Origin of the sequence: Gimesia algae (assembly GCF_007746795.1) — a bacterium.
In the GTDB taxonomy this organism is placed as follows: Bacteria; Planctomycetota; Planctomycetia; order Planctomycetales; family Planctomycetaceae; genus Gimesia; species Gimesia algae.
This window is the reverse complement of sequence record NZ_CP036343.1, coordinates 5,375,195-5,394,998: the sequence shown is the minus strand read 5'-3', so window position 1 is coordinate 5,394,998 and position 19,804 is coordinate 5,375,195. Positions and strand designations below refer to the sequence as shown.

Sequence of the window (19,804 nt, the reverse complement as noted above, 5' to 3'; positions counted from 1 at the left end):
CTCCGGTTTAAGTACAGATCTCATTTTGAACATGATGTCGTGGGTGTAAAGTGGCGCAGACAGGTGTCGCCTGTTGTTGACAGTACTGCCGTGTGAATCACAGGTCCGGAATCCTGGTCAAAAAATCAAATTTCGGTCTCGGTTGTGGGAGCCCTGTCCCGAAAACCAGATCGTTTTCGCTGTCTCGTCGTATCGGTCTCAGACCTGGGACAAGAATTCATTTCCTAAAATGGATTCGGTTGATTCATGGTTTTGAGCGTACAACAAGTCGGCCGCTTTGCCAGGAGTGACTCGTCATCGTTCCAGTGAAGGCTACTCACTGTAATCTTCGACTCAAAAAAAGGTCGGGACGCAAGAATTTAATCAAGGGGTCAGTGGCTGCACTGTACCTCAATGAATCCCCGTACGGAAGAATGCTACAGGACCGTTATGGGGAGGTTGCCTCAGCCATGAGTTGTTGTATCACGCGTTTGACGATGTGACTCGGCAATACGGAAGTCAGGCCACGTCGTGTTTCGACGTGGCCTCGACTGGCGATAGCGATACCGCGAATGCGGCCTTCCACGTCAATCACGGGACAGCCCACTTCTGGCTGGGGAAGTTCAATGTCGGTATCAAAGACCGCAGCGAAGCCGGATCGCCTCGGTGTGTCACGCGAGTCCATTATCCAATAATTCGCGCCGGTGGTCGGCGGCAGAGTTGTCAGTACGTTCATCGCTTCACCTTTGCGGCGCAGTGCGACCGAAGCCAGATCTCCGGTGCAGTACCCGGCGAGCTTTGTTTCTAATACTTGAGTCAACGCGGCAACATCGGGAGTCGCATGACCGTTGAGGGAAACAATGATGTCACCGCGCCGGAGCTTCGTCCCGCTTAAATGCAGGTCTCTCGATCGGGATAACTTCACGCCGTCTGGTGTCTCTTCTGTGGCGCCCCCCTTCCACCGCGGTTCGGGTGGGATCGCGCGCGTTTCGACCGACACGATTCCCGGGTTGAGCATCGGTCGTGGGCCCACTGCACACAAGAGTTGTGTCATCGCTGGTGGCTCCTGGTCGGAAAACGTGGCCGTAGTCAGGTCGCTTGCGTCGACTTTCAACAAGGCGAGGTCATGCGCTTGTGACTCAGCCCGTTTTTCGGCGACGACGACAGACTGGTCGGACAAGCGGCAACTCACCTTTCCGTCCAGGACACTCGCCTTGGTGAGAATCCATCCGTCAGCGTCCAAGATGGTTCCGCTGCTGACCGGTTTGGAATCCACTAACAGTTCCACGACCGATTGAGCAACCGCCTTACTCGGCGCGACGAATCGTTTACGCAATGGATGTGGCAATCCAATCGCAGTGTCGATCGACTCAATTCGCTGCAAGTCATCCCATTGCAGCCGGGCGACTTCGGACCGCGCGTTCCCTGATCCCTGGTAAACAGCGACATAGCAACCGTGTTCATTGAATACACCTCCTCCAGACATTCCACCTTGACCCAAATAATCGAGTCGGTTGTTGAATTCACGGTACCACAACAGGTACAGCGGATGTTCCACTGCCGTGACGTCGATCTTTGGTAATCGTTCTGTAGTCCAGTTCCCCTGCGCATCCACGGCTGGATACCCGGCGACAACGAGCGGATCGCCCGGTTTCAATGTCGACGACGCGGCAATCTTTGCGAATGGCCACGCACCCGGTGTTGTGATCTTCACCAGACCGATATCCGTGATCGGATTGCTGCCCAACGCGACACCTTCAGCATCGCGACCGTCCGACAGACGAACTGTGAACCGTTCCCCCGGCAACTGACCGGCGTGAGCACAAGTCAGGGTGTAGCCGTCCTCAGAGACAATCACGCCGCTCCAGCGAGCATCATCTTCTCCGTCGTAGGTACGTTGATCTTTCGAGACCAGTCGCACCGTTGTTTGCTTCGCAATCTGCCTGACCTTTGACAACTGCGCATCGCTCATGCGCGTCGGCGGCTTTGCTTTACCCAGGACATCATCCGTCTTCCTCATTCTCAGCAGCTCAGGGTGGTCGCCCACACCAGTGCGATAGACCGAATCAGGAGCGGGCGGAAACCGCACCCAATCGAGGTTCTTTCCCGCAAACAGGTCATTGCGATGGGCGACAAATACATCGACAGCGGTCGCGTGGTTCTGTGTTCCCGTTTTGCCGCTATCCACTCCCAGCAGGCGGCCATCCATTCCCACAACGGCCGGGTACTCGAAAGATCCCGGAAAACACGTTGTTGTGAACCAGCGGGCAGGTACGCTACGGTCAATGAGCCCAAACCTTGCCGCTGGTGACGAATCATATTTCATGTCGCCGCGCCGTGAGTAGCCGATCACGAGACAGGGTTCTCCGGCATTCAGTTCCTTTGTTGAGCCCACTTCGATCGCCGGCCAGGGGCCTGCTGCGTTGATCTTCATCACGGCGAGTCTCCATTCAATCGACCAACCGGCAGCCGTCGCGGTGACGGTACGGCCATCGCTCAAATGGACTTTCACGTCAATCGATCCGCTCCCATTCACCACACTGAACCCATTCCCCACCAGGAGATGTCCGTCTGATGATACGATGACCCCGGTCAGGTTGTTGTTCTGCTCCGTTTCGACGCGCACGACCGACGGGCTGACTGACGCGTAGAGTTTTGGCAGACCTGCTAAAGACGATTCCATCGCGGCAGAGATCGCGTTCGCCTTTTCGTCAGTGACGATGCGTTTTGTATCAGCAGCGTGTACCCATTCCGCTGTGAGGCAGGTGACCGCAGAGATCAGCAGGAGTCCCCAACAGGCTGTAAGTCGAAAAGGAAAGCTGTGAACTCTCATGGGATATCTACTTTCAGTCTTGTTATAGTTGGAGAATCCGTTGCCAATGTAGCAACACTTCGGACTGCTTCGCTTTGCGGGCGACGACCCAATCTCTTGCGAGTTCGGCCAGGGTAAAACGGGGTTGAACTACCGATGCTTCATCCTAAAACCTGAATTAATCTGTGTCAAATCAGGTCTCGTCGTGACAGCGACATACACAATCAGATACGTGAGCCGATTCGAATCGTCTAAATTTCTGCGTAAAATTGACCGAAGGGCTGCCCGCTAAAGTGCATAGGTGTGAAAGCCAGACGTCCTTCCGGTTGATGGCTTCGTGCATTCGGAGTGAAACTCTGATGCCGTTTCTGCCAGGCCTTTGCTCGAAGCGGCCTGTCGAATCGGGGTCTGTTGAGATGCTGTCGCGGGCTGTCCTGAAAATGGACCCATTTTGCGAAATGGCATTGGTCGAATAGTTCCGGAGTTTAGTGCATCGGCTGCGAACGCTTACCCGTAAAAACGGTTTCCTGCCCAGCTGAAAAAATGAAACGACGGCTTATTTTTGCCTGTCTGGAGTTGGATACTGCACTGATGTCTGCTATGTTGGGGGACTCAATCGGCAGATGTAACATTGTATTAATCGTGGGTCTTCGCATGCAGTATTTCGCTTATTTTAACCGGGTTTACTTTTTCAATTCGAGCGTTTGTTTTCGGCAGCCCTTAGCGAAGCTGCGAATAATCTGGGCCGGGATGCTACTGGTCTGTTTTCTCTTCTTGTCCGGGCTATATTCTTCAGTTGCAGGCGCGAGTCAGAAACTTTCGGCAGCGGCACTGAATCAGCCGGTTTATCTGGATCTGCAGAAACAGGATTCAAATATCCGGGTCCCCAGTATTCTGGTTCGAGAGCTGTTTCGGCAGGCCTTTCTGATCGCGGCACGCGAGGAAATGGGCTATCGGACACGTGATGCCTCTCTGGGAGAACCGCTCCCACCACAAGACGCAGGGGATGTTCCGGTTTTCAATGTGCATGTCACCCTTAATCGCAGAAGCCGATATATTGTTCAGGTCATGCAGCGGGACGGTGACACAGAAAAGCTGATTGAGAAGCGGGATCTAAAAATGACCAATCGCACTCCGCTGACTGATGTAGCCCGCTTAGCCGAAGAATACTCGCACACCTGGTTTAAAGACCTCCTGCAGCAGGCGGGTTACATTCCGCTGAAACGAAAAGCAGCGACGACTGAACTTTCACGGTATCAGCCTCTGTTTATCAAGCCGGAAAAATTAAATTATCGGCAACAATTCACCCGATTGATCGACACGCACCGCGAGATCAACGAGCAGGGGGAGTCTCCGGAGCGGCTGGCGACTCTCGCGCAAAGTTATGCTTTATACGGGACGTTGACGGAACAGTACTGGAGCCTGATTCCCCTGGCGGCCAAAGCACGCGGGTTATTGTATGCGGAGCGACTGCAGATCAAGTGTCCGCACAAAGCCTATGCGTTTTCGTACCGCGCATTGGTGCGCACCTTAGTCGGCCTGGATCGGATGGCGCTGAAAGATCTGGAAACGGCGTCCGCTCTCCAGCCAAAGGTGAATGAGTCCCCGCAGTGGTTGCCTGTGATTGAAGCGCACTGTCTGTACGACAATAAGCGTCTGGAAGGCAAGAAGTTAAGCCCGGAGAATGAACTGCTTCGACGATATCTTAACCTGTTAAAGGCGACTTATTTCGGTACAACTCAACAGAAGAACGCAGCCGTCGATGCCTATCTGGCACAGGATTCCCGCTCCCCCCGGGCATTTTATACCAGACCCAGAACCATCAGTGATGGCCAGAGTCTGGCGATGATTCATGATGCAAACGAGGACCTGATTAACTACGCATTTGGTTATATTGAAGAAAAAAATGTTTTGAGAATGCTGCCGGAAAGAACCGGGACCAAACTGCCAAACCTGATTAAGAGTCGCGATTCCATCGTGGCTGATCTGCATGCCATGGGAACCAGTCGGGATGAAAAAAACGAGCCCTCCTTTTCGATGCTGGCAAGTACGGTGCAGGAACTGACGATGCTGCAGGCCTGGGATTTAATCAGTCGCTATCAGGAACTGAGGGCTGTGAATGCGGACTCGATTCTCGATCTGTTTTTGAAGTCGCTCGCAAAGCATCCCTTCAAACCGTTTCTGCAGAGCTTTGCCTGGCAGCAAGCGGTCGCGACTGACGCGTTTTCCGAATTGCGTTTTGTGCCGGGACAATACTGGACGCCGGCAACGTATCCCATTCTGGTGCGAGATCGTCAGATCAGCCTGCCTGACGAACCATTGGAATCGGTTCGGTCTCCTACCTTTATTCGCAATGCCGGTCACGTGATTTCTGAACTGGCTTACGCGATTGACCATGCAGTCCCCGAAGCGGAAAAACAGCAGTGGGTTCCCTATCTGAAAGCCGTCAGTCCGCATGCGCCTTATACGATCATGCAGGAACTGACTTACAACTGGGAGCAGAACCAGCAGCGAATCCCTGAACTGCTCAAGGAATATGCTGATGCCGATCTGCTGATTCATGCGATTGCACAGCAGTATCTGCTCAGGTTTGATTATCCCCGCGCCGAATCTATCTATCAGACAATGTACAATCAGGAACCTTCCTATGAAAATATTCAGCCATTAATTAATCTGGCCCGGGTTCAGGAGAACGCGGAACTGGAATTGAAACTGCTCAAGGAAGCGCTCAAACTGGCAGACAAAAGATCGCTGCAGAAGCGGCATCAGCAGGCCGAGATCGCGAAATATTATATACGACAGGGAGATTATCAGCAGGCTTTGTCCTATGCTGAACTGGTAGCGAAAAGTAATTCCAGCCGGGGGTTAAGAATAGGAGCGGAATGTCATCGACTGCTGGGCGATCTGGACAGTGCTTTCGAGCTGCGAAAACAGGAGTCGCTCCGCTATAACAATCAATTTAATTTTCACGCCTGGTGCCGCTCACAGGGTCTGGAACCTCCCGGTCCGCTTCAAGACCGACTGAAGCCTGTGCTGGAATATTATTCCAATGTGCCACTGCCCGATAATCGTCATCTGGTGGCGGACCAGTTGATTTATGGTCAACTCTTTGAAGTCGGCTGCTATCTGATTCTGGAAAACAATCCACGAACCGCTATGAAAGTCTGGAACTATTCCGCAGAGGAATACGAATTCGTGGCGGATGCGTTTCCGGCGGTCATGGCTGCGTTGCTGGCAGACGAACTGGGGCTGACGAAGGAGCGGGACGAATATCTCTCGAAAGCGATTCAGATTGAATTTCGTGCCCAGGGCAAAAGATATCATGTTCCGCAGATCAAACAGGTCCTGCTTTTCAAACAGATTCTGACCGGGAGTGACATTCCGTCCGCCGAAGTGATCGACTGGTATCTGCAGCAGCCACCTAATCAACAGATCCGCACCAACTTTCGATACTTTATCGGCAAAGCCTTACTGCAGAAAAAGCAGCACAAGCTGGCCATCCAGTATCTGCAGCAGGCAGTGGATTCAGGCGATCAGGAACAGAAAACCGCCCGGCTGGCGGCGTTTACACTGCTTAAAATGAAGAATAAACCGCAGCCTGCCGACACGAAAAAACCAGAGAATACCCCGGCAGAGTTACCGAGGCTGTTAGATCGAGTGCATGCTTACGGATACCATAAGAATCGTGATCTGGAACTGGTGACGTTGAATCGGGCGGCTGAACGGTTCCCCGAATCAAGTCTGGTACTGGTCAAGCGGGGCCATTTGCATGCGACCTTGAAAAAACGCGATCTGGCACAGCAGGACTTTGACAAAGCAATCGAACTTTCGCCGCAGGTGCCGGAAGTCTGGATGAGTCGTGGCGAATTCCTGGAATCGACGGGCAAAGATCAGGCTGCCATCAAAGATTATGAGCAGGCAGCGCAGCTGGATTCGAAAAACTACTTTGCACATCAGAAAGCTGCATTACTGCTGGCTGCCAGTGCGGATAACAAAGCACGGAACGGCAAACGGGCATTTGACCATGCCCGACAGGCAGCCCGACTCCTGACCGAAAAAAAATCGAGTAACATGGCGTTACTGGCAGCCGCTTATGCCGAACTCAAAGAGTTTAGTAAGGCGAAAGAGTACAATCAAAATGCGATTGAGAGCGAAAGCAACTATCGTCTCAAACGAAATTATCAGAACCGCCAGAAACTCTATGATGCGAAAAAGCCCCTACGGTTAAAGAAGCGTTCCTGATCGGGATGGTAAATGTGCAAGTGGTAGAAATGATCTGCGCGATCTTCTGTTTCATCAGCTCTGCGCACTCAGAAATCCATTTGAAGAGCTGTCACGTTCTGGAGTGAAAATCTTCTCTCCAGGTGATATTCTTTAAGAGAGTCGCAAATCCTCTTGTCTGCGTTCGGGTAAGAAATTCCATCGATTTCGTTTCTTCAATCTAATCCAAAAATTCTTTGCTGATCAGTCTCCAATAGAAAACCGACATGGAAGAACGCCGCCAGAATGGACAGGGATGGGAATGTATCAAGTCGGATGGGCCGCCTCCGTTTATTACGCACCGGCTGTTTCGCCACGCGAATGGCTCAATTCAGGAATGGCTCTCGCGCAAACATCGTAAGAATCTGATTGCCCGGGAAATCGGTCTGATCGAAGCGGTCGGCAAGCTGTTACTCCGCTGTCTGTGGATGCCACACGAATTGAACTGGTGGATTGGTGCTGTCTTTGCTGTGGGAGCGTCTCTGTTTGCGATCGCCAGTATCCTGATTCTCGCTCCTGATCTGGCTGCAGCACTTTCTCTGGCTCCCTCTCAGGTCAATGCGATTTACTTTTGCGGTTCGATCCCCTTTACGACAGCGGCTTACCTGCAGCTGTTTCAGGCAGCGAATTCAGGTGCACTTCCCGATGAAGAACAGGAACAATCGGGGCGTCTGAAATTGTTCGGCTGGAAACCGGCCAGCGCAGGCTGGCTGAGTTGTGCCCTGCAGTTTGCCGGAACGATTCTGTTCAATATTAATACCTTTGATGCAATGCAGCCGTCCCTGTCCTGGTTCAAGACCGATTTGCTGGTCTGGATTCCGAATTTCGGGGGTTCGATTCTGTTTCTGACGTCGGGCTATCTGGCTTTTATTGAGACCGGGCATCGTTACTGGGCCTGGCAGCCGGGAAATCTGTCCTGGTGGATTGTGTTGATCAATCTACTGGGATGTATTGGCTTTATGATTTCCGCGCTCCTGGCGATATCACTGCCCACCCCAGTTGCGCCATGGCGAGACACCCTGTCGGTGGCACTGACACTGCAAGGCGCGGTCTGCTTCTTCCTGGGAGCAGTGTTAATGCTTCCCGAAACTGTTCGGGAGGAAGTAAGTTTGTGTTAATTCGTGGGTTGAATGGGCCTTCATCAGGACGTCATAATCGGATGGCTGTAAAGGTGCATCCCAGTGTGCCTGATGCGATCGGTGTGGGGCAGACTGTTCTTTCACTGTTGGCGCGCTAGACTGTGTCCAGTTTTACTGTAGCGTCTCCAGGGCCATCTGGACCGCGTATCATAGATTGAGAGACGCCATGGTTAATTGTGTTGCCTCTCAAAGTACCATGGAATGCTTACAAGCGGCGGATCTTTTCACTCCGGATTCCGCTCTTCACAACAGGGCGGGGATAATAATTGTATACTGGTAGTTGCAGTACCAAATCCTGGGGGGTATGATGGGTTTGGGTAATATTGTTCTGGGGGATTACATAAAGTAGACAGACTTGCCATTAGTCTGAATGCATACTCATCTGGCCGCCCTCTGCCAAAGGCAATTAGGTTCTCAAACTTACAGATAGTCTGAAAACGATCTATCAGGAGGTCTTATCATGCAGCGTTGTTTGATTCTTGTATTCACATTGGCCGTATCCCAATTCTCCTGTATTGCTTATTCCCAACAGGGTAATGAGCGGCGTCCCGCAAGACCGCTGGAATCGCGAGAACAATGGCGGATGATCTATGTGGGGGGCTCGAACATTGGATATGTTCACGATGTGGTCGAAACAGTCAACCGGGCCGGCAAAGAGGTTGTTGTCAATCAGCATACTTCCGTCTTCGATGTCACGCAGTCGCGCCGGAATGGGATACAGGATGTTCCCTCCGATACCCGTTCCAAGATTATGATTCAGACTGAAGAAACGATCGACGGCGATGTGCTCGCCTTTCGATACCAGGTCCAGAACCCGCCATTGGCTACCACTCTCAAGGAGGGCCGTGTTGCTGATGGTCAATTGCGAATTCAAACAGAAGCAAATGGCAGGGTCGCGAAAACAACCAGAGACTTTCCGATTGGGGTTAAGGGCCCGGCCTATGCCGATCGGATGTTGTTGAAACAGCCGCTGAAAGTGAACGAAACCAGGGTCATCACCACCTTTGATCCTCGGTCGGCTCAAGTGGACACGATCCGCTTTGAAGCGCGTGATTTTGAAAACACGCTGTTCCAGGATGGCACTGAAAAACGTCTGCTGCATGTGTTGGTCTCACACAGCACCGCGCCCAATCTGGTGTTCCATGAGTTCTTCGATGCAGAGGGTCACTCCTGGAAAACCACCGTCCCTTCCCAGGATATGGTGGTCTACACCACTTCCCGGGATACTGCTCTCAAACTGTTCAGAGACATCAAAAATCCATAAATGGCATACAAAAAAATCTGTCTCAGCCATGCTTCCCAGAGCGTGGGTTATTTAAAAAGGGGGCGGGAATCTAAATATTGTTCCCGCCCTCTCTGTTCTACCGTTATGCCTGTGCTGGTGTTGGCATGTGTTTCGAGATATAAGCTGGCTCTCCCATCCGCGCAAGCAGGTCGAGTTGCAGTTCCAGCCAACTCATGTGCTGTTCTTCGTCCAGCGCGATTCGTTCGAAGATCGTGCGAGTTCCAATATCACCATCCTCTGACGCCTGTATCGAGGATTTTGTATAGAATTCGATGGCTTCTTTCTCATCCGCGAGGTCTGATTCAAACATTTCTTTCAGTGAAGAAGCGCGAATTGGAGTTTTTGCCAATGTAAATACAGGCGATCCCTTCAGGAACAGAATCCGTGTCATGTATTCTTCAGAATGACCGAGTTCTTCCTGCATTTCTTCGCGGAGTTGCGTTGCCAGCAGGCTCAATCCCCAATCATCAAGAACTCCGGCATGTAACTGGTATTGGTGCATCGCAGTCAGTTCCATGCTGAGTGCGGTCTGCAGGTTTTCGGTTGATCGTTGCGTGTTCATTTTCTTTACCTTCAAGCTAGTCTAAACCAGTTCTTTTGAATATATCATACATATGATATTCTGCCGCCAGAATGACTGTGATGACAACCACAGGTATTCTGGAAAAACGGCTTCTGTATATTACGACGAAATGGATCAGTAGTCCATGATTTTATCAGTGCTTATCAATAAGCGGGCGAGTTCTTCCTCGGTTCCAATCGTTGTACCTTGTCGCAGATGATCGCTTTTGATACCGGCGGCTTTCGCGCAGTGGGGGCATACGACGACTTTGCCGCCACTCTTGATGAAATCGTCAAACACTGCACCGAGAGGAGTCGGTGATGGCCCCCAGCACATATCTAAAGACTGTCGAGCGTCACTGATCCTTGCGCCTTCGATATCGAGGAAGAGAGTCGTTTCTACGCCGCCATTCTGCATCATCCTGGCAATCTTCATTGCCATAAAAGCACGGTGCAGATCATCGGTGTAATGCGAAAGGTGAATGACAGCGGTTTTCTGTTTCTCGGGTGGCTTTCCTTCGACCTGCGCAACTGGAAAGCCGATTCCGCAAAGCAATAACAGGGTTAAGGGAACGAGTGCTGATCGAGCTTTCATCTCAAGTTCTCCATCGAAAATAAATCTGGACGATTGTCGCCGAAATCACGTTCATCGGCGGTAAAACTACGTGGTGAATTCCTGTCATTCAGTCTTTGCTGCAGGCTCTTGATCGTCGAGGACAGATTGGCCGGACCGCGATGGCAAACGTGGTAACGTGAGCTCAGGAAACTCACCTTCAAGTGCAGTGAGGAATTCGACGATGCTGCTTACTTCCGTGTCTGAAATTTGAGCGTCGAGTTGTGTTTCGCTCATCACACGAACAGTTTCTGCAAGCGTCGGCACAGCTCCGTTGTGGAGGTAAGGCGCTGTAAGCGTAATGTTTCGCAGGGTGGGAACTTTATAATGATGTTTGTCAGCAACATTCTTTGTTGCTTTAAAACGACCGAGATCTTTGTTGAGACCAAAGTGCTTCACCAGCGGGTTTTTCGCATTACGCGGGAACTCTTCAAACATTGGTGTCGTCGAACCAATTTCCCAGCCGTTGAACGCCGGGCCGGAATGACATTCGGTACACCCGATACTGTCAAACAGCTTCATGCCTTGGAGCTGTTTCTCGTTCATTGCTGATTTGTTGCCGTGTACAAAACGGTCGTAGGCACTATTGGGAGTGATCAGGGTTCGTTCAAACGCCGCGATCGCCTTGACGGCGTTATCGATCGTGACAGGCTCTTCACTTTTGAAAACGCGACTGAAGGCTGCCTGATAGCCTGGGATCGCTGCGATTCGGTCAACCGCATTCTTGTGAGCCGGCATCCCCATTTCTGGACCTGCAACGATCGGGCCTCTGGCTTGATCTTCGAGGCTCATTGAGCGACCGTCCCAGAACTGCGAATTTTGAAAAACAGAATTCCAGACAGTCGGGGCATTTCTCGGGCCGAGTCGACCATGAATGCCCATTGAAGTTGATCTACCGTCATCGCCGCCTTCCATCAGATTGTGACAGGTATTGCACGAGACAGTACCTGTCAATGAAAGACGCGGATCAAAGAACAGTTTCTTTCCCAACTCGACTTTTTCCTGAGTCGTCGGGTTGTCTTCGGGAGAGCTGGCCTTTACTGGAAGTGCCTGCCAGGTATTCCCGATGTTAACAGTCTTCTGCGTAGAGGTTTGAGCACTGCTATCGATACCCTGTATTAATGCGAGACCTATCGCGAACAATTTCAGTGTATTTGTTCGAGCAAAGTTCATTTTATTTCCTTCATCGGACAATCATTACAAGTTGTATGTTCTCTGCGAGCGTTTTTAATTTATCTTTCGATTCTCTCTCAGCCAATCAGCAGATGACAAAACTGCCGCTTCTGATTGAAAACCACATGTTCAGACTTCGCCCAGTTACCAGCCAGCGGGTGCTGCACCCGCACTTCATAGGACTGTTCAGAAATCGCATGTATGCTGACTCCTTAATGATTTCATCCCTGCTTTCAGCTGTAGTATCAAATTATCGCGATAATATGACATGATCATGCAAAAAAACATTCCGGAATCATCCGCAGATGATCGAATAATCCAATGTGCTATTACAGCCTGATACTACTCTTCATCATCAATCTCAAATACTGATTTGGTATTATTGTTTGCTATTGGCTTTTTATATTTTCTATACCAATTATATCGTGATATCGCGATAAGTAAATGTCTGTTTGCCAAGAATTCATATTTGATCAGCCTGCCGCAGCGTCTCATAATGGACAACGCTAAAAAGAACCGGTTTACGAAGTTTGAATCGAAACTCAGACCGGTTAGTGGTTCCAGATCTTCATCTCGCCTGGCGTGCGTTGATCTGTATGATGGGCTGACTGCTACCCTGCTTGTTGCAGATGATTATAGGAGAGGGCGGTGGCTCGGGTGATTGTGAGATTGCTCTGACAGTTTTCTGCTCGCTGCGCTCGGTTTGAATTACATTGGGGCCTGAGCCTGATGGTTTTATCGGGTCTGGTTTTGAGTGTCGATGCTGGTTCTGTGGGCGGACGCATGGGGTTGCTCGTGTATTTGAATAGATTGCGTTCAGTTTTACTGTAGCGTCTCCAGAGCCATTGGGAGCGAATATAACAGATTGAGAGACGCTGTGGTTAAATATGATGCGCTCTAGAGGCTCTGCTGAATGGAATCCCTGTCGCTTAATTGATAAGGAAACGGAAATAATGTGGTGCCAGTTGGTTGTATTTTCTCGAAGGGCGTGGGTGGGTCAAGGGATTATGAGTCGAATGATGTGGCGATGTGTGATGATATGTTCTGGTTTGGGGACGAAGCCGGAGTACTCCAATGCGATACTGCGGTGTTGTGTGTCGACACACAGAGAATGTTTGAGCAGCTTTGGCCTGAATCGTGCTGAATCAAGGGACTTTTATAGTGCCGATGTTCTCAGTGGTGCGTGGTCTTTAGATGATTAATTTTTGACAACGCGCGCGACTCACATATAAGCGTGGATGATGGCGAACGGCGAGCAGGCGTCAAGGGGAGTTTTATCAGTCAGAGGAAATCTCTTCACATGTGAATTTCAGGAGGAAGTACTTCATGTGCAGTATCATTAGAATGTCCAGTTTGACAGTAGCGTCATCAGGAGCATTGGGGGCCAGTATCATAGTACGAGAGACGCTATCGTTAAATGCGATGTGTCCAGGTGAGCTGTTTGATCCTTTACAATCCGAGGCTCATCTGCATACATTAGACGCGCATCGCCATGACAGTGGATTTCTTCATCCAGATGCTGGATGTAAACTCTGAAATCGTCGATGTAATCTGCATCAGATCACAGAGGGGAACACATGCTGAATATATTCGAATCGGTTACCAAACGCCTGGTTGAAGTCTGGAAGTCGGATGACCAGTCCGGACTGAGAAGTTCATCCAGTTGTCGTTGCGGGCGTCCGATTTATTTTCAAAACAGTGTCTGTCTGGGATGCCAATCGCCATTGGGATACGCACCAGCATTGCAACAGCTCCGCTCACTGGCAGAAGGGCCGACACCTGGTACGTGGGTGATTGACGGGGATTCCGAACAGACGACCATCTGGAAACGCTGTAAAAATTTTGATTCTCCCGCCGGGTGCAACTGGCTGGTGCAGGCCGACGAAGACGAAGCACTCTGTCGATCCTGTCGGCTGGACCACACGATTCCCAACCTGGATGACCCCGACAATCGTCTGTGGTGGCGCAAAATCGAAAACGCGAAACGTCGCCTGGTCGCACAATTATTGAATCTCGGATTACCGGTTGAATCAAAAGTGAGCGAGGATCCCGAGCACGGCGTCATGTTCGATTTTCTACGATCAACTGGGCAGAAACCGCGTGTTCTCACAGGGCATGCCAATGGCCTGATCACACTGAATATCGAGGAAGCAGACGACGCTACTCGTGAAAAAGCCCGCAAAGAAATGCATGAGCCTTATCGCACACTCCTGGGACATTTGCGGCACGAAATCGGCCACTATTACTGGGACCGTCTCGTTGCAGATACAACATGGCTGGAACAATACCGTGACTTGTTTGGAGATGAGCGGGAAGATTATTCTGCGGCTCTCAAACGAAATTATGAGCAGGGACCTCCCCCAAACTGGGCTGAAAAACATATTAGTGCATACGCGTCAATTCATCCGTGGGAGGATTGGGCCGAGTGCTGGGCTCATTATCTGCATGTGGTCGACAGCCTGGATACCGCCCTCCGGTTCGGGTTGCGCGGCGAAGACGTCGAGCAGACAGTTGAACCTTTCACTGTTAATGATCTCTACGACCCGAAGGCCCCTGATGCTGAACGAGTCATCCTGCTGATGAATTCGTGGGTTCAGCTCACCACCGTCCTGAATGAACTCGCGCGCAGTATGGGGCATCAGGATTTCTATCCGTTTGTAATGTCCCGCACCGTACTTCGCAAACTGCATTTCATTCAGATCATCGTGAAAGAGGCCCGCGGGGGAACATCACTGCTCTGAAACTCGAACGTTGCCTGGCATCACGAATTGAAAAAAGAGTCAACGGCAGCAGTTTACGATATGCCGGGGCAGCGACCTTCTGTTGATTCAGGAAAGGGACTGCTGGGACTGCTGGGCCTGTTCCTGAATGTCGATGCCAACGAGCTGGCTCCAGGCGCTGATCAGATTTCTGGTGATCGGGCCGACTTCGCCGTTCCCCACGGTGATGCCATTGAATTTTGTGGCTGGCATGATGCAGTAGGGAGTGCTGGTGAAAAAAGCTTCGTCGGCGGTGGTGACATCGTAGGGGAGCAACTGGCATTCTTCGATGGGGATTTCCAGTTGATTTGCCAGTTGGAAGATGGTCTGGCGGCTGATGCCGTTGAGGCAGTTGATGGTACTGGGAGTCTTGATACAGTTCTTTGTCACCAGGAAAAAGTTGCCGCCTTTATTCTCAGAAAGAAAGCCGTTGGTATCGAGAATCAGACTTTGTGCCATCGGGTCGAACTGCTTCACTTCCGATTCGGCCATCGTATACAGGAAACGACTGCGGTTTTTAATCCGCGAATCCAGTGATTGAGCCGGTTGCACGCGGGTAAAAGGAGTGACGGCGTGGCAGCCTGTTCGATAGAATTCAGCCCAGTAAGAAAGGTCGAGAGGCAAGGTGACGATCATGACGGTGGGCTTGGATTCAGGCGGTTTCTGTCCGCTGGAGGGGACCCATTGACCGGGTGTGATATTATGGATGATCCAGGCATCGGTGTCTGCAGGATAGTGTGGTCTGTTTTTCTCCCAGACTTCGAGTGTAAGCTGTTCCATTTCATCCAGCATCATGCCGGCATCGAAGCGGGCTGCTTTCAGACTGAGATAGAGCCGTTCCAGATGATCTCTCAGGCGAAAAGGCTGATGTGCGAAGGTTCGCGTCGATTCGGTGACCGTCATGCCGAGACTGATTGCACCGTCAAAGATCGAGATTTTCGCTTCACTCGCGGGAACATATTCGCCGTTGAGATATACCAGATTTTGCGTCATGTCGGCTCCAGTTCATTCTTGATTCTGATCCAGCTCATAGCAGGAGAAACAGGGAGATTCATAAGACTTCATCTTACCGTTTTCATGTCGCAATATCAGGCAGGCGGTACCTGGTTTCTTGCTTAAAAGTTTGATTCCTTCCACAGGTCCGAGGACACTGATGGCAGAGGCGAGACTGTCCGCGGAGGTACCATTCGGGGCAATGACCGTAACACGACTCTGGTCGGTGAGACCCAGGCCGGTACGGGGATCAACAATATGGGAGTAACGTTTTCCATCAATCACGACATGCTGCAGCGCGTCCCCCGAGGTGGCGACAGCCATGTTGTGCAGATACAGGAAGCGGTCGATTTTTGCCTGCGGAGCGTCGGAGGAGGAAATCCCGATTTTCCAGCCACAACTGTCCGGCGGTGGCTCTCCGAGTACGAGGTCGCCGCTGGCATCGATCATGGCGCGGTTGATGCCGTGCTCTTTTAAAACCTGCAAGGCGACATCGGCTGCATACCCTTTGGCGATGCCTCCCAGATCGAGTCGCATGTCATCCTTCAATAACTCTACGGTTCGATTCTGTTCTGATAGTTTCAGGGACTGGTAACCGACTTTGGCGCGGGCGTCAGCCAGTCGAGTGGGATCCGGCATCCTGGTTTGTCTCCGCGCCCGTCGCCAGAGGCGGACGACAGGGCTGATGGTAACGTCAAATGCTCCCTCTGTTTCCAGTGAGAGTGCTTGACTTCTTTTCAGTACCTCCAGCAAGGGGGGACTCACCGGAACCGGCTTTCCAGGGCCGGATAACCGACATAATTTATTTAACTCGCTTTCCGGGTCATAATCGCTGAGCAGTTTGTTAAGTTCCTTTACACGTCGGAAAGCATTTTGAGCAGCATTGTTTGCGATTGGTTTGTCGGTAGCATATAATATGATTCTCCACTGCACTCCCATATGTACTTCCTGAAATTCATACCGATTCAGAATTTCGCTATCCGTGCACTGTTGATTGCCTGATAATGTGGAGAGCAGCAGGCATGTCTGAAAAATGTATGACATCATCAATCCCGATTCAAAGTCCGATTGCAGCTTACCGATACGGAGTAAACTAATATGCTTAGCGTATGTCGTCACAGTCTCTCAATGCAAGGCAAATTCACTTTCCTTGCCGCGATCCTGTTTTCTGTTTCTATGGTTTCCGCAGAGGAAGCAAAAACAGAAAAAGAGATGAAGCCTTATACCGAGAAAATACTGAATACCGATGTTACTTTTGACATGGTTCCCATCCCCGGCGGTGAATATATGATGGGGAGTCCTGCCAGTGAAAAAAATCATGAAAAGGACGAAGGTCCTCAAATCAAAGTCAAAATTGAACCGTTCTGGATGGGCAAACATGAAGTGACCTGGAACGAATATGACATCTGGAGTTTCAATCTGGATATCCAGCGACGGAAGCTGTTGCGTGGCAAGTTTGACGAAAAAGAAAAAGCAGCCGATGCAGTCACACGCCCCACCAAGCCTTACACAGACATGACGTTCGATATGGGCCACGATGGCTATCCCGCGATCTGTATGACTCAACTGGCTGCGAAGACCTATTGCAAATGGTTGAGTGAAAAGACTGGGCACTACTATCGTCTCCCCACTGAAGCGGAATGGGAATATGCCTGTCGTGCCGGTACCAAGACTGCGTATTCGTTTGGAGATAATGCGGCAAATCTGGATGACTATGCCTGGCATTATGCCAACTGCAATGACAGCTACCAGAAAGTCGGTCAGAAAAAGCCGAATCCCTGGGGATTGTATGACATCCACGGAAATGTTTCCGAGTGGGTCCTCGATCAGTACATTCCAGACGCGTACAAAAAATGGAGCGGTAAAGGAACGCTGAAATTTCCAGTCAATGTTCCAACAACTCTCTATCCTCGCGTCGCTCGTGGCGGTTCATGGGATGACGAACCTGAAGCACTTCGCAGTGCAAACCGAATTGCCTCCAGTGCCGACTGGAAAATTCAGGATCCACAGATTCCTCAGAGTATCTGGTATCATACCGATGCCATTATGGTTGGGTTCCGGGTCGTTCGTCCATTGACAGTTCCCACTGCCGAAGAACGGAAAAAGTACGGCCTCGATCCTGCGATCCCGGCTGATGAAGGTCGCTGATCGGCGCTTTCGACAACGAATCTTATTGTGAAACAGCTGCATTTGCTGGAATTTTATCATCAATTGATCCCGCAAACGCATATGTGTATTAGAAATATTTCTATCTTACCAAATCATCCTGCAGATTAGGGAAAGGCCTCTGATGACTCAATCTAACAATCAATCTACTTCCAGGCGCGACTTCTTGAAAGTAACAACAGCCACTGCGGTGGGAACAGGGATCCTTTCCACACTGGGTTCAACAGCTCATGTTCACGCCAGTGGCGATGATACTATTAAAGTCGGTCTGGTCGGCTGCGGTGGTCGTGGTACTGGCGCTGCTTCCCAGGCGTTGTCTACGAAAGGAAACGTCAAACTGGAAGCGATGGCAGATGCTTTTAAAGACCGTATGGACAGCAGCTTGAGCAATCTGCAGAAACAGTTTTCCGGTCGTCCCGAACGAGTTGATGTCGCCGAAGACAAGATGTTTGTTGGATTCGATGCCTATCAGAAGCTTCTTGATAGTGGCGTTGATGTCGTCATCCTGGCCACTCCTCCTGGTTTCCGTCCGATTCATTTCGAAGCAGCCGTCAATAAAGGTGTCCACATCTTTATGGAAAAACCGGTTGCCACAGATGTGACTGGCGTGAAGAAAGTGCTGGAAGCTGCCAAGAAAGCCAAAGAGAAAAAACTGGCTGTCGGAGTGGGGCTGCAGCGTCATCACCAGGCTCCCTACATTGAAACGATTCAGCGGTTGAAAGATGGTGCCATCGGTGATATCACTTCGATGCGTTGCTACTGGAACAGTGGTGGAGTCTGGGAACCACGTCTGGCCCGTGAAGATGCCAAATCAGAAATGGAATATCAGATGCGAAACTGGTATTACTATAACTGGCTCTGTGGTGACCACATCAATGAACAGCACATTCACAATATCGATGTCTGCAACTGGTTGAAAGATGATTTCCCCGTCAAAGCTTATGGAATGGGCGGACGTCAGGTTCGAACCGACAAAAAATACGGTGAAATCTACGATCACTTCGCCGTTGAATTTGTCTATGCCGACGACACCCGGATGTACAGTCAGTGTCGACACATTCGTAACTGCTGGAACAGCGTGACAGAGCATGCTCAGGGAACCAAAGGTTCCTGCGATATCAGTGGTGCCAAGTATGAAACCACCGGTGGCTACAAATGGAAATACCGTGGAAAGAAAACCAATCCTTACCAGGTTGAGCATGATGATCTGTTTGCAGCAATTTACAACGGCACGCCTTACAATGAAGCCGAATATGGTGCGAAATCCACAATGACTTCCATTCTGGGACGTCTGGCTACCTATAGTGGTAAGCCTGTCACCTGGGATGAAGCGATGGCTTCTGAAGTCAGTCTGATGCCAAGCGATTTCTCCTGGGAAGGAACTCCCGTTACAGTTCCCGATGAAAATGGATTCTATCCGATTCCGACTCCAGGTGTCTCAGAAGTCCTGAAAAAAGCTTAGTTGAAATATTTCTCGGCCGACCCGTTTCTCTGAAGCGGGTCGGCCTTTTTTATTGTTTCGATCAAAGTAAGCTCGTGACTCAATCTCTTTCCTCATTTGTTATGACTCTTTCATTTCACATCTCGAATCTTACTTCAGAAGACCATCCTCGGGCGCTGGAAGTCTGGGAAGCAGCGGTACGCGCGACGCATGATTTTCTGGATGAAGAGGCAATTCAATCGCTGAAACCACTGGTGCAGGAGGCCTGCTTGAGCAGCATGCCTGTGTATTGCGTTCGTGACGATTCTCAGTCTGTAATTGGTTTTGTCGGAGTAGAGTCGCCGAAAATCGAAGCACTGTTTATTGATCCTGCCTGGAGAGGATATGGGATCGGGCGTCAGTTAGTAAAATATGCGATCGATGATCTGGGAGCCGAACTGGTTGATGTGAACGAGCAGAACGGACAGGCATTGGGCTTTTATCAACATCTGGGTTTTGAAGTGGCTCATCGATCTGATCTGGATGGATTTGGTAAACCATTTCCCTTATTGCATCTCAAACTTGCTGAATAAGTGATACGGTTTTTTTAATTTATGGCTGCTATTCTGGTCGGAATCTGGTAT

At 50.6% G+C, this 19,804-nt stretch carries 13 protein-coding genes; 7 read left to right on the top strand and 6 right to left on the bottom strand.

The genetic code is table 11. From position 1 onward, the window contains the following. Positions 1–427: 427 nt before the first annotated feature. Positions 428–2,812, bottom strand: coding sequence for a trypsin-like peptidase domain-containing protein (locus tag Pan161_RS20050; protein WP_145230198.1), 2,385 nt, complete (start codon positions 2,810–2,812; stop codon positions 428–430). 522 nt (positions 2,813–3,334) lie between these two features. On the opposite strand from Pan161_RS20050, the gene Pan161_RS20045 reads away from it, so the two are divergent. The 3 genes from Pan161_RS20045 to Pan161_RS20035 all read left to right on the top strand — a co-directional run bounded on the left by Pan161_RS20045 (position 3,335) and on the right by Pan161_RS20035 (position 9,454). Then, positions 3,335–7,033 (top strand): tetratricopeptide repeat protein, encoded by a 3,699-nt coding sequence (locus Pan161_RS20045; RefSeq protein WP_145230196.1) that lies wholly within the window; start codon positions 3,335–3,337, stop codon positions 7,031–7,033. Between the two features lie 245 nt (positions 7,034–7,278). Continuing rightward, a complete protein-coding gene (locus Pan161_RS20040; protein WP_145230194.1) occupies positions 7,279–8,169 on the top strand; it encodes a hypothetical protein in 891 nt (296 codons plus the stop codon). Positions 8,170–8,650: 481 nt separating this feature from the next. Next, the gene (locus Pan161_RS20035; RefSeq protein ID WP_145230192.1) at positions 8,651–9,454 is read left to right on the top strand and encodes a hypothetical protein; all 804 of its coding nucleotides are present in this window, start codon (positions 8,651–8,653) and stop codon (positions 9,452–9,454) included. A gap of 103 nt (positions 9,455–9,557) precedes the next feature. Here the strand turns inward: Pan161_RS20035 and Pan161_RS20030 are convergent, their stop codons facing one another. From Pan161_RS20030 to Pan161_RS20020, 3 genes are all read right to left on the bottom strand, one after another. Beyond that, positions 9,558–10,037: a bacterioferritin gene (locus tag Pan161_RS20030; RefSeq protein ID WP_145230190.1), complete on the bottom strand. Its 480-nt coding sequence runs from the start codon at positions 10,035–10,037 to the stop codon at positions 9,558–9,560. A 135-nt stretch (positions 10,038–10,172) separates the two neighbouring features. Then, positions 10,173–10,631 (bottom strand): DsrE family protein, encoded by a 459-nt coding sequence (locus Pan161_RS20025; protein WP_145230188.1) that lies wholly within the window; start codon positions 10,629–10,631, stop codon positions 10,173–10,175. 84 nt (positions 10,632–10,715) lie between these two features. After that, positions 10,716–11,822 carry a cytochrome-c peroxidase gene (locus tag Pan161_RS20020; RefSeq protein ID WP_145230186.1) on the bottom strand — a complete coding sequence of 369 codons (1,107 nt, stop codon included), beginning with the start codon at positions 11,820–11,822 and terminating at the stop codon, positions 10,716–10,718. Positions 11,823–13,399: 1,577 nt separating this feature from the next. Between Pan161_RS20020 and Pan161_RS20015 the strand changes: the two genes are divergently transcribed. Next, the gene (locus Pan161_RS20015; protein WP_145230184.1) at positions 13,400–14,563 is read left to right on the top strand and encodes a zinc-binding metallopeptidase family protein; all 1,164 of its coding nucleotides are present in this window, start codon (positions 13,400–13,402) and stop codon (positions 14,561–14,563) included. An 87-nt stretch (positions 14,564–14,650) separates the two neighbouring features. On the opposite strand, the gene Pan161_RS20010 is transcribed toward Pan161_RS20015, so the two are convergent. Both Pan161_RS20010 and Pan161_RS20005 read right to left on the bottom strand, forming a co-directional pair. Next, positions 14,651–15,574: an aminotransferase class IV gene (locus Pan161_RS20010; protein WP_145230182.1), complete on the bottom strand. Its 924-nt coding sequence runs from the start codon at positions 15,572–15,574 to the stop codon at positions 14,651–14,653. A gap of 12 nt (positions 15,575–15,586) precedes the next feature. After that, positions 15,587–16,621 carry an FAD:protein FMN transferase gene (locus tag Pan161_RS20005; RefSeq protein ID WP_197995426.1) on the bottom strand — a complete coding sequence of 345 codons (1,035 nt, stop codon included), beginning with the start codon at positions 16,619–16,621 and terminating at the stop codon, positions 15,587–15,589. Positions 16,622–16,672: 51 nt separating this feature from the next. On the opposite strand from Pan161_RS20005, the gene Pan161_RS20000 reads away from it, so the two are divergent. From Pan161_RS20000 to Pan161_RS19990, 3 genes are all read left to right on the top strand, one after another. Further along, positions 16,673–17,722: a formylglycine-generating enzyme family protein gene (locus tag Pan161_RS20000; RefSeq protein WP_145230181.1), complete on the top strand. Its 1,050-nt coding sequence runs from the start codon at positions 16,673–16,675 to the stop codon at positions 17,720–17,722. Between the two features lie 142 nt (positions 17,723–17,864). Beyond that, entirely contained in the window at positions 17,865–19,202 is a 1,338-nt protein-coding gene (locus Pan161_RS19995) for a Gfo/Idh/MocA family oxidoreductase (protein ID WP_145230179.1), read from the top strand. 101 nt (positions 19,203–19,303) lie between these two features. Continuing rightward, positions 19,304–19,753 (top strand): acetyltransferase, encoded by a 450-nt coding sequence (locus tag Pan161_RS19990; protein WP_145232770.1) that lies wholly within the window; start codon positions 19,304–19,306, stop codon positions 19,751–19,753. Positions 19,754–19,804: the final 51 nt, after the last annotated feature.